This window comes from Photorhabdus heterorhabditis, from assembly GCF_018448905.1.
GTDB lineage: Bacteria > Pseudomonadota > Gammaproteobacteria > Enterobacterales > Enterobacteriaceae > Photorhabdus > Photorhabdus heterorhabditis.
In genome coordinates, this window is the sequence record NZ_RCWA01000047.1 from 17,429 (window position 1) to 28,431 (window position 11,003).

General features: G+C 40.6%; 10 protein-coding genes. 3 read left to right on the plus strand and 7 right to left on the minus strand.

Annotated features, from left to right (window positions below; genetic code table 11):
* Window positions 1–95: 95 nt before the first annotated feature.
* From EAE89_RS19990 to rfaQ, 3 genes are read right to left on the minus strand one after another with little or no spacing between them, the layout of a single operon-like run.
* On the minus strand, window positions 96–1,208 hold the full coding sequence (locus EAE89_RS19990; RefSeq protein WP_054479969.1) for a glycosyltransferase: 1,113 nt from the start codon (window positions 1,206–1,208) through the stop codon (window positions 96–98).
* The gene (locus EAE89_RS19995) at window positions 1,208–2,335 is read right to left on the minus strand and encodes a glycosyltransferase family 4 protein (protein WP_214086485.1); all 1,128 of its coding nucleotides are present in this window, start codon (window positions 2,333–2,335) and stop codon (window positions 1,208–1,210) included. Before EAE89_RS19995 ends, EAE89_RS19990 begins: the two co-directional genes overlap by 1 nt.
* The gene (rfaQ, locus tag EAE89_RS20000) at window positions 2,332–3,396 is read right to left on the minus strand and encodes a putative lipopolysaccharide heptosyltransferase III (protein WP_149616368.1); all 1,065 of its coding nucleotides are present in this window, start codon (window positions 3,394–3,396) and stop codon (window positions 2,332–2,334) included. The genes EAE89_RS19995 and rfaQ overlap by 4 nt, the downstream gene beginning before the upstream one ends.
* Window positions 3,397–3,610: 214 nt before the next feature.
* On the opposite strand from rfaQ, the gene EAE89_RS20005 reads away from it, so the two are divergent.
* A complete protein-coding gene (locus EAE89_RS20005) occupies window positions 3,611–4,573 on the plus strand; it encodes a polysaccharide deacetylase family protein (protein WP_054479966.1) in 963 nt (320 codons plus the stop codon).
* Window positions 4,574–5,137: 564 nt separating this feature from the next.
* Here the strand turns inward: EAE89_RS20005 and rfaC are convergent.
* The 3 genes from rfaC to rfaD are packed head-to-tail and all read right to left on the minus strand — an operon-like array spanning window position 5,138 to window position 8,104.
* On the minus strand, window positions 5,138–6,103 hold the full coding sequence (gene rfaC / locus EAE89_RS20010) for a lipopolysaccharide heptosyltransferase RfaC (protein WP_054479965.1): 966 nt from the start codon (window positions 6,101–6,103) through the stop codon (window positions 5,138–5,140).
* Window positions 6,103–7,155, minus strand: coding sequence for an ADP-heptose--LPS heptosyltransferase RfaF (gene rfaF, locus EAE89_RS20015; RefSeq protein ID WP_214086486.1), 1,053 nt, complete (start codon window positions 7,153–7,155; stop codon window positions 6,103–6,105). The genes rfaC and rfaF overlap by 1 nt, the downstream gene beginning before the upstream one ends.
* A 10-nt stretch (window positions 7,156–7,165) precedes the next feature.
* Window positions 7,166–8,104 (minus strand): ADP-glyceromanno-heptose 6-epimerase, encoded by a 939-nt coding sequence (gene rfaD, locus EAE89_RS20020; RefSeq protein WP_054479963.1) that lies wholly within the window; start codon window positions 8,102–8,104, stop codon window positions 7,166–7,168.
* Between the two features lie 232 nt (window positions 8,105–8,336).
* On the opposite strand from rfaD, the gene EAE89_RS20025 reads away from it, so the two are divergent.
* Together EAE89_RS20025 and tdh are read left to right on the plus strand one after the other, a co-directional pair.
* Entirely contained in the window at window positions 8,337–9,533 is a 1,197-nt protein-coding gene (locus EAE89_RS20025; protein ID WP_054479962.1) for a glycine C-acetyltransferase, read from the plus strand.
* Window positions 9,534–9,542: 9 nt separating this feature from the next.
* Entirely contained in the window at window positions 9,543–10,568 is a 1,026-nt protein-coding gene (tdh, locus tag EAE89_RS20030; protein ID WP_054479961.1) for an L-threonine 3-dehydrogenase, read from the plus strand.
* Between the two features lie 246 nt (window positions 10,569–10,814).
* Here tdh and EAE89_RS20035 read toward each other — a convergent pair.
* A partial coding sequence (locus tag EAE89_RS20035) for a transposase (RefSeq protein WP_214086487.1) occupies window positions 10,815–11,003 on the minus strand: 189 nt, incomplete at its 5' end.

Genomic DNA, 11,003 nt, shown 5'->3' on the forward strand with positions numbered 1-11,003 from the left:
CAAATTCATTTATATAAATTAGCGCCAATAGTATCACACTGCTTCAAGGAAAGTGTGAAAATGCGTATCTGTATAGGATAGAGACGGGTGATGTCTTAAAAGCTGCGTTTATCTATCAGTGATATATATTGTTGCAGTATATGGTCACTATCAAACTTCTTGTACATATCTTCAGTAATTACAGGGGGGTGATTATAAATCAATTGCATTTTCTCAGCTAATGAGTCAGTCGTGAGTTGAGATAAATATTGTTTTAACTCACCTGTCATAATCTCACTGACACCACCTGGGCATACAGTACTGACAATCGGTGTGTGACAGATTAATGCTTCAATCAGAACAGTTGGTAAACCTTCGCTATCTGAACTGATAACGACGGCTTTTGCTTCACGAATAATAGGTAGGGGATTAGCGTGAAAGCCAGCTAAAATAACTTTATCGGTAAGATTAAGTTCACTGATTTTCTGTTTAATCTCTGATTCAGCTTGTTCTTCCCCTTTACCAACGATCAGTAGCTTACAAGGAAGTTGAGCTTTAGCAAAAGCTTCCAGAAGACGGTCATGGCGTTTAACGACATGAAAACGACCAACATGTAACAGATATTCTATTCCGTGGTAAGGATTGTCTTGATTTGCTTTTTCTTTGATTTCTTTAAAATCAAATGGATTGTAAATAGTGAGTATTTCTGCTGGTTGCAGAGAAATATTTGTTTTTAAGTCATCACTTACTGCATCAGAGACACAAACAAGTTTTCTATTTTTATAGGTTTTTTTGATTTTTTCTTTCTTGATCCAATAAGCAAGTCCGCTCTTATTACCAAGATAAGATTGAGAAAAAATACCGTGAATGCAATGCCAGACATTACAATCAGCTAAAGCTTTTGATTTAACAACGATTCTGTCAGTTTTGTGCAGGTTAGAGATTACAAGAGCTGGTTTACTTTTTTCTTGGAAAAGTTTCTGTAAAACTTTGTCCATAGATTTAGCTCTGCGATTAAGCTCATTAAGTTTTCTTAAAGGGCCTTGATAATGATCGGCATCGACAAGGTAATTAATCCCGTCAGGGATGGTATAAGCCAGTCTGGTGTCGAGTGAAAGGATGGAGATTTGATAACCAAATTGATGTAATCCATTGGCGAGCCTGAGTGTGACGTTTTCTGCGCCCCCACCCGGTAATCCATCAATAATAAAAAGGATATGTTCTGTCACTATGTCAATACTCGTTGATAAAGATGGATAAGTTGTTGTGATAAATGTTCGGGTGTTGAATTCAGAATGCGGTTTCTTGCTTCGGATGACATTTTTGTGCCTAAAATGTTATCAGGTATACATTGAATCGCTTCTGTTAGTTGACTGATGTCAAGAGCGTCGCAAACAAAACCATTTTTTTCTTGAATGACAAATTCGGAGCCACCACAGGTTGTACTGGTAATCACCGGTAAACCGCAGGCCATTGCTTCAAGAATGACATTTGGAAATGGATCATACAATGTTGGCAGTAATAAAGCGTCTGCCATCTGGTAAAAAGGAAGAGTTTGTTTTTGTAATCCCATAAATCGGATACGTTCGTTGCAACCTAAGGAATTTGCCAGTGCTAAATATTTTTTTTGCTCTTTATCTTTGCCAATAACGAGTAAGTAATCACCCGTTTTTGCAACAGCTTTAATTGCGGCAGCTAATCCTTTACGTTCAAACCCAGAGCCAACGTAAATTAAGCATTTGGTATTTAGTGGAATGTGATTCTTTTCCCGCAGTTGTAGCCGAGTTTGCTGGTTTGCAGGGTAAAATTTTTGGTGGTCGATAGCGTTATAGATGACAGAAATTTTATCTTCGGCAAGGTTAAAATCCTCTATCAATTCTCTTTTGATCATTTCAGCATTACAAATGACTTTTTTGAGTTCAGGTGCTGAATACATCTCTTTTTCTACATTTATGACATAACGATGATAGCGATCATTCAATAACCACTTTGTCCGCCATTTAGGTAAAATTTTTGCCCGTTGCAATAACCAGCGGCTGTGCACCCCATCGCCAGCTCGATAAATATCACAGCCCGCAATTCTTTCATGGCTTTGAACTAAATCAAATTTTTCTTGTTGCCAGATAGAACGAGCTGCTTTGGCAAAACCTTTTTCACGGCTGATTCGTCCTAATTTAATCGGATCACATAAGTGAAGATGCCAATTTGGATGAGTTTCTCCTTGCCAGGATCGGGTTATAACATTCAGCTCTAATTGTTGGTTACTCAAAGCTTCCAGTGCCCTTGAAACGAAGCGTTCGGCTCCTCCATCGGGGCGATATTTCTGACGAATGATAGCCAGACGCAGATGTTTCATAAGAGGAGCCTCCTTGCTGAAGAAATAACAGCTTCTGTTGGGATCAAGTTCAGGTACCGTTTTTGGGTATCGGTATCAATATCATCAGGGTCGGGCAGTCTACCATAATTTCCAGCCCAAATAACCTCACCAATCGCTTGCCATGGTCGCCAAAATGTTAGTTTGGATGGACCAAAGAGTGCAATACAAGGCGTGTTTAAAGCGGCAGCCATATGTATAGGAACAGAATCAACGCCGATCAGTAACTGAGCATGGTCAATGAGTGCAGCCAATTTGGGTAAAGTTAATTGTCCGGCTAGGGATATTATGTTTTTATCGAAACAATACGATAATATATTATTTATCATTGTTATTTCTTGTTCATCTGGACCTGATGTTAAGATAATTTTCCAGCCGTCATTTTCTAACGATGTTATTATTTCTGCCATTTTCTTTTCATCCCAGCATTTAAAAAACCATCGGGATGTCGGCTGAATGACAATATATTTTTGCCTAATAGAGTGTTGAGCCAAAATTTCTTTTACCCAGATTAAGTCTTTTTCACTGTAATTCATTTTCACATTAATCATAAATGAGGACAAATTCAGAGGATTCAGAATGGAAAGATTTTGCTCTACAGTATGCATGGAATGGTGTTGCTCTGTATTAATGACTTTAGTATAGCAGAGATACCATTTCCAGTTCTGTCGTTTGGGATAATCGAAACCTAAACGGATTGGTGCGCCAGTGAATAAAGTGATAAAAGCACTTCGCCATTGGTCTGCCAGATTCAAAACTAAATTATAATGACGTTTTCGTAATTTTTTAAGTAACTGCCATTCATAACTGAGATGTGATTTCGCTCCCAATTTTTTCCATTGTCGGTCAATGGAAAAAATATGGGAGATATCGGGAGAATTTTCTAACATTGGCTGAGTTTCTTGATAAAGCAAAATATCGATTTCGGCTTCTGGATAATGATGTTTTAATGTGCTAATTACTGGCGTGATTAATAGCATATCTCCATGATGTTGGAGTTTTATCACTAGAATTCGTTGAAAATTGCCAGTTTTATTTGCCATTATATTTATTCTACAAATTATCAATATAATAATCTTAATATAGGGTCATGGGGGACGCTACTCTCTATTCCTGTTTAAGTAAATAATGCGATCCAGTTCCAGAATTAAATGAAGCATACATAAAATTACCACTTAATGATAAGTTAATTGCGCTATGTCACTGACCTGCGTACTATAAAGCCACAAATTTGGTTATGTTTTAGGCATGATTCTGATGATTTTACCAGCATTTATTATCACTATTGATACTGAAGGTGATGACTTGTGGCGAAACCACAGTCAGATTTCGACAGAGAATACGCACTATTTGCCAAGATTTCAGGACCTATGCGAACGTTTTGGTTTTAAACCTGTTTGGCTAACGAACTATGAGATGGCAATGGATGACTTATACATCGATTTTGCTAAAGATGTGATTGCCAGAGGCCAGGGCGAAATTGGCATGCATTTACATGCCTGGAATAGTCCACCGTTGGTTCCTCTTACAGACGATGATATGCGCTATAAGCCTTATTTGATTGAGTTTCCGAAAGAGCAAATCAGAGCGAAGGTTGATCTGATGACTAACCTATTGGAAGACAAACTACAAACTAAAATGTTAAGTCACCGAGCGGGGCGTTGGGCATTTGATGAATATTATGCTGAGTTGTTAGTAGAATATGGTTATCAAGTTGATTGTTCTGTAACACCAAAAGTTAATTGGAGCTTCACAAAAGGCGATCCTAATGGCAATGGTGGAACTGATTATAGTCACTTTCCATCTTATGCCTATTTTATGGATTTACAGGATATTTCTAAGCGAGGAGAATCTTCTTTGCTAGAAGTACCAATGAGTATTCAATATAAGCATCCACCGTTGATGAATTTCCTTAAGCAGAAATATGATAGCTTACGTGGCAAACAGCGTTCTCCATCTGTTAACTGGTTGCGACCAAAAGGTGGTAATTTGGAACAAATGAAAAAAGTTGTTCAGCACACATTGGCAGAAGGTAGTGATTATATTGAGTTCATGCTGCATTCCTCTGAGTTTATGCCAGGTGGTAGCCCGATATTTAAAGATGAGGAACAAATTGAGCGTCTTTATCGGGACTTAGAAGGGTTGTTTAACTATCTTAAACCCAAAGTTCAGGGGATGACATTGACTGAATATTATCAGTCAAAGAAACAAGGGAAATAGCGAAGAAATAGGTGAGTATTTTTTTACTATTTCTTATATTCTTATAATTCATTCTTTGGCATATTTAAACAGAGATGTGCATTTTACTTGAGTCATCTGTTTTAAAGACGTTATTATTCTACAATCATAACATTAGTAATATTTATGTTTTTACTCCTGCAATCAGATGATTGTAGGAACATTATCACGATTGGATGTTAAATTAATTTCAAATACCAAAAAACATGGGTGGCAGATTGTCCATCTGTTATTAAGATCTTTTATGGAGAAATTTAAGATAAAAATATATTTCTTCTTTCCTGAAGTGTTTTCAGTTTCTTATCTATTTTTACTCAGTGGATGGGTATTAGAGAGATCAAAATTGATAGTAGCTGTAATTACATATTGTAGTTTATTGATAGAATTGCACTAATAGCCAGATGATTATTAGTCCAGTATAAATATGCTTAAATAATTCTAACCATTTGTTGAGAAAGCAATTATGTAAAATTGTTGATTGGGTTATTTTTAGGCGTTTGTCTATAGAAAATCAGGCGTCTATTAGGAACGCCTTAGACTCAGTAATCAGCTAATATTTTTCTGAAGATGCGTTAACACCTGCGATGGCGCAATACTTTTGATATCTCTATCCTCTGCTTTCAAAGATATTTGTTTCTTGCCATAGCCCCCGATCAGGCCCGGATCTGTTGGGCCAAACAGCGTAATATTAGGACGATCTAGTGCAGCGGTGAGGTGGCTCAGGCCGGTATCAACAGAAACAACAGCTTTTGCACCAGCCAGTTCCTGTGCTACTTGCGCCAAAGTTAGTTTAGGCAGTACCTCCACGTGGGGGAAACCTTCTGCCAGTCGCAGAGCACGTTGATGCTCATGTTCTGCTCCCCAGGGGAGTTTAATTCGTACACCAGTTGGCTGAATTTCAGCAATAAGTTGACGCCAGTGGCTTTCAGGCCAGTGCTTTTCGTCGCGGGTAGTGGCATGGAGGAAAACCAGATAATCGTCTTTATTTTCCCGTTCTTGCTTTAAAAAATGGCGGGCAATGCCATAATCACCTTGTTTTGTCGGTTTGCTATAATCAAGACTGACAGCAAACAATTCTCGGATACGCTCTACAGCGTGTTGTTGCTTACTAACTGGGTGACGGAAATCATAAAAGAAACTTGCCAACGGCTCTCGGATGCTTTTACGGTCGTAACCGTGTTTGGGGCCATGAGCTAAGCGAGTTACTAGAAATGCGCTTTTCAATAACCCTTGAGCATCAATAATGGCATCATATTGATTTAATTTTAGTTTTTCTTTGAATAAACGACGTTCTGTACGAGTCTCTTTGCTAAACCAGCTTTTACGCCAGCGGCGAATAGCAACGGGAATAATTTGATCAACTGCGCTGTGCCAACCCGGTATTTGTGCAAAGCCTTCTTCCACCACCCAATCAAAACGGACATCAGGCAGGTTTTTTTCTGCATCAGTCAGTGCGGGGAGAGAGTGGAGTACGTCTCCCATGGAAGAAGTTTTAACCAGTAACACCCGCATTAATCCTGATTCTCCGTTTGTAATAATTTTTCCAGAGAAGCCATCACTTGCTCTGGCTGGATGTCGATAAGACTCTGATGATAGCCAAGTGCACTGTCACCTTTTCTGATCTTGTGATAACCAGTAATAAGGCGGATAACTTCTGCTTTGTCAGATAATGGTGGGGTAAAATCTGGGCTGCTTGGGCCATAAAGTGCAACGAGAGGTCGATTAAGTGCTGCGGTAACATGCATCAAGCCAGAATCGTTAGTCACAACCGCATCACAAGCAGCGATAATATTAACTGCCTGTTCAAGAGATGTTTGTCCGGCAAGATTGATACAGTATTCGTGGGCTTCTTCCGTCAGTGATTTACGGATATCTTCTCCACCCTCGTGATCCTTAGTCGAGCCAAATAGCAGAATTTGATATCCCTTTTGCGTAATAAGCTGTTGGGCTAACGTAGCATAATGATAGTGAGGCCAACGTTTCGCCGGGCCAAATTCTGCCCCGGGGCAGAAACCGATAATCGGTCGGTGATCAGAAATATTAAATGCCGCGGTAGATTCTGCGATATCTTCATCAGTGACATTCAACTGAGGCCACAATAATGGTTGCGTGAGATCTGTTGCGTTACTTATCTGTTTTGCATCATAGGCTAATGCGACATAGCGATGAACCATCAACGGAAAAGCTTCTTTATTGAGTATACGAATATCATTGAGCAATCCATATCTCATTTCACCGCGCCAGCCGGTGCGCAGAGGAATATTGGCGAAGAAAGGAACTAACGCAGATTTAAAAGAGTTTGGTAGCACATAAGCGCGATCATATTTATGTTCACGTAGTGCGATACCAAGCCGACGGCGTTCACCTAATGCCAGGGCACCATGGCCTAATGGCATTGCTAATGCCTGATTGACCTCCGGCATTTTTGCCAGCAATGGGCGGCACCAGGCTGGAGCCATAACATCAATTTCTGCATTAGGATACAAAGCCTTTAATGTCCGATAAAGGCTTTGTGACATCATCATGTCACCCACCCACGAAGGGCCGATCACCAATATTTTCATAGCGAGTAGATTATTTATCCTGATTGAGCCAGTACATATATTCCATTACCCCTTCGGCGACTGTTTTGAATGGTTTATCATAACCAGCTGCGCGGAGTTTAGTTAAATCTGCTTGAGTGAAGCTTTGATAACGACCTTTCAAATGCTCAGGAAAATCAATATGTTCAACGGTTGGCGATTTATCTTTATGAAATTCAACAACCGCATCTGCAACCGCTTGGAAAGATTCAGCGCGACCTGTCCCACAGTTATAAATACCAGAAACGCTATTTTTCCAGAACCACAGATTAACCGCAGCGGCATCACCAACATAAATAAAATCACGTTGAAAATTTTCACTGCCAGCGAATAATTTCGGGTTTTGTCCCTGATTGATTTGATTGTTCAGATGGAATGCAACACTGGCCATACTTCCTTTGTGTCCTTCGCGTGGTCCATATACATTGAAATAGCGGAAACCACAAATCTGTGAATCAGCGTGAGGTAAAAGTTCCCGGACATACTGATCGAACAGAAATTTAGAGTAACCATAAACATTCAGTGGTTTCTCATATTGACGCTCTTCGATAAAGTTATCACTGCGGCCACCATAGGTTGCTGCTGAAGAGGCGTACAGGAAAGGAATTTTACGATCAAGACAATAGTGCAATAACTCCTTTGAATATTGATAATTATTATCCATCATATATTTGCCATCCCACTCAGTTGTAGATGAGCAAGCACCTTCATGAAAAATAGCGTCAATATCACCTAAATCATCACCGGCCAGGATACCAATCAGAAACTCTTCCTTGTCCATGTAATCAGCAATATCCAAGTCAACCAGATTAGCGAACTTAGTACCATCTTTTAAATTATCTACGACCAGAATATCTTTATATCCTTCGTCATTCAGTGCTTTGACAATATTGCTGCCAATAAATCCAGCACCGCCAGTAACAACGATCATCGGACTCACCTCTATCAATAGGGTTAAACGAAGCAAACGACGCCTATAATAACATCTAACACTTTTGAGGACAGTAGCTTAAACAGGGGGATATACTGAAATAATATGGTCATTCAGTTTGCATGACGTGACGGGTACAGCAAAGTTAATATTATCTGCCTGGTAGTGTCGTCAGTAGCTTGATCAATCAGTAAAATATGTCATTACTTTTTATTTAATCAGGAGAGAATCAATGTCAGCATCATTTTACCAGCAAATTAATGAGCAGTTAGAACAAGCTCATTCTGAAGGATTATTTAAAAATGAACGTATCATCACTTCTGCACAGAGCGCTGACATTGCTGTCGCTGATGGTAGCCACGTTATTAACTTCTGTGCAAATAACTACTTAGGTTTGGCTAATCATCCGGATCTCATTGCTGCGGCTAAAGTGGGAATGGATAGCCATGGTTTTGGCATGGCATCGGTTCGCTTTATTTGCGGAACTCAGGATACTCATAAAGAGCTGGAGCAAAAACTGGCAGAATTCTTAGGTATGGAAGATGCTATTCTTTATTCCTCTTGTTTTGATGCTAACGGCGGTTTATTTGAAACGCTATTTGGGCCGGAAGATGCCATTATCTCTGATGCTCTGAACCATGCTTCTATTATTGATGGTGTCCGTTTATGCAAAGCGAAGCGTTATCGCTATGCTAATAATGACATGCAAGAACTGAGAGCACAGCTGGAGAAAGCAAAAGCGGATAATGCCCGCCATATTGTGATTGCAACAGATGGTGTGTTTTCGATGGACGGCGTCATTGCTGATTTGAAATCTATCTGTGATCTGGCTGATGAATTTGATGCAATGGTTATGGTGGATGATTCTCATGCTGTTGGTTTTGTTGGTGCTCATGGTCGCGGCACGCACGAATATTGTGACGTAATGGATCGTATTGACATCATTACCGGTACATTAGGTAAAGCGTTGGGTGGTGCCTCTGGTGGTTATACTGCGGCACGTAAAGAAGTTGTTGAGTGGTTGCGCCAGCGTTCACGCCCATATTTGTTCTCTAACTCACTGGCACCGGCAATTGTCGCGGCATCTATTAAAGTACTGGATATGCTAAAAGAGGGTGATGCATTACGTGATCGTCTGTGGAAGAACGCAAATCTGTTCCGTGCAAAAATGACCGAGGCAGGCTTCACTTTGGCTGGTGCTGACCACGCGATCATCCCTGTCATGTTAGGTGATGCAAAATTGGCACAAGAATTTGCCGCAGAATTATTGAAAGAAGGCATTTATGTTACAGGTTTCTTCTATCCGGTAGTCCCTAAAAATCAGGCCCGTATCCGCACTCAAATGTCAGCGGCGCATACGGAAGAACAAATTGAACGAGCAGTTGCAGCGTTCACGCGAATTGGTAAGCAATTAAAAGTAATTGCATAAGGTATCTCTATGAAAGCATTGTCAAAGTTAAAGGCAGAAGAAGGTATCTGGATGACAGATGTGCCCGAGCCAGAGCTGGGGCATAATGATGTGATGATAAAAATCCGTAAAACTGCGATTTGCGGTACGGATGTACACATCTATAACTGGGATGACTGGTCGCAAAAAACAATTCCTGTACCGATGGTTGTTGGTCATGAATATGTTGGTGAAGTTGTTGCAATTGGTCAGGAAGTGAAAGGTTTTAAAATTGGTGATCGTGTATCTGGTGAAGGGCACATCACTTGTGGTTATTGCCGTAACTGTCGTGGTGGCCGTACTCACCTATGCCGTAATACGGTTGGTGTAGGGGTAAACCGCCCAGGCTCTTTTGCTCAATATCTGGTTATTCCTGCATTTAATGCATTCAAAATCCCGGATAACATTTCTGATGAACTGGCTTCTATCTTTGACCCATTTGGCAATGCTGTTCATACCGCGCTTTCGTTTGATCTGGTAGGCGAAGATGTGTTGGTTTCCGGTGCAGGGCCAATTGGTATTATGGCTGCGGCAGTGTGTAAGCATGTTGGTGCGCGTCATGTTGTTATTACAGACGTTAACGAATATCGCCTTGAACTGGCACGTAAAATGGGTGTTACTCGTGCGGTAAATGTCAGTAAAGAAAATCTGACCGATGTCATGACAGAGCTGGGTATGACTGAAGGTTTTGATGTCGGTCTGGAAATGTCTGGTGCGCCCGCAGCATTTCGTACCTTATTGAATACCATGAATCACGGTGGTCGTGTTGCTCTGTTGGGTATTCCACCATCAGATATGGCAATTGACTGGAATCAGGTTATTTTCAAGGGATTGTTTATTAAAGGTATTTATGGCCGTGAAATGTTTGAAACCTGGTACAAAATGGCGGCATTGATTCAATCTGGCTTGGATCTGACACCGATTATCACTCACCGATACTCTATTGATGACTTCCAAAAAGGCTTTGACATCATGCGTTCAGGGCAGTCCGGTAAGGTTATTTTGAACTGGGATTAATCAATAAGTTACTACTAAGATTGACAGGCGCTTTCAGTTCTTGAGCGCCTGTTTTTTTATTAGTTATTATGCAAAGTTAGCCTAACGTTAAATCCTGTTGTCGGTGGAGAAGTTCGCGGAGAAGCAAGGTCAGTTTTAGTTTTGTCATCCAAAGAATTTAATGAGTTAGCTACTTTCTTAGCGAAAAACGCCGTAAACCCTTGCCCAGTGCGGGCGGGGATATAAGGCGAAAAGCCCGCGGGGCTTTCAAGAACACTCAGGCGTTGACTGACTCTGAACGTAGGCTCTGAGTATTTCGATCGTTGCCGCTCCGGTGCTACAGACAAAGTACGATCTTGACCACAGCAACCCTGTTTTGCTCTGCATTCGTAGATGTGTATTCTGCTGGCGTAGTAGCCGTGATGATACTGATTTCAGGTTGTTAACCATCACGCT

Coding starts and splice junctions, on each gene's coding strand:
- EAE89_RS19995 (WP_214086485.1), bottom strand. CDS start 2,335: ATGAAACATCTGCGTCTGGCTATCATTCGTCAGAAATATCGCCCCGAT.
- rfaQ (WP_149616368.1), bottom strand. CDS start 3,396: ATGGCAAATAAAACTGGCAATTTTCAACGAATTCTAGTGATAAAACTC.
- EAE89_RS20005 (WP_054479966.1), top strand. CDS start 3,611: ATGATTTTACCAGCATTTATTATCACTATTGATACTGAAGGTGATGAC.
- rfaC (WP_054479965.1), bottom strand. CDS start 6,103: ATGCGGGTGTTACTGGTTAAAACTTCTTCCATGGGAGACGTACTCCAC.
- rfaF (WP_214086486.1), bottom strand. CDS start 7,155: ATGAAAATATTGGTGATCGGCCCTTCGTGGGTGGGTGACATGATGATG.
- rfaD (WP_054479963.1), bottom strand. CDS start 8,104: ATGATCGTTGTTACTGGCGGTGCTGGATTTATTGGCAGCAATATTGTC.
- EAE89_RS20025 (WP_054479962.1), top strand. CDS start 8,337: ATGTCAGCATCATTTTACCAGCAAATTAATGAGCAGTTAGAACAAGCT.
- tdh (WP_054479961.1), top strand. CDS start 9,543: ATGAAAGCATTGTCAAAGTTAAAGGCAGAAGAAGGTATCTGGATGACA.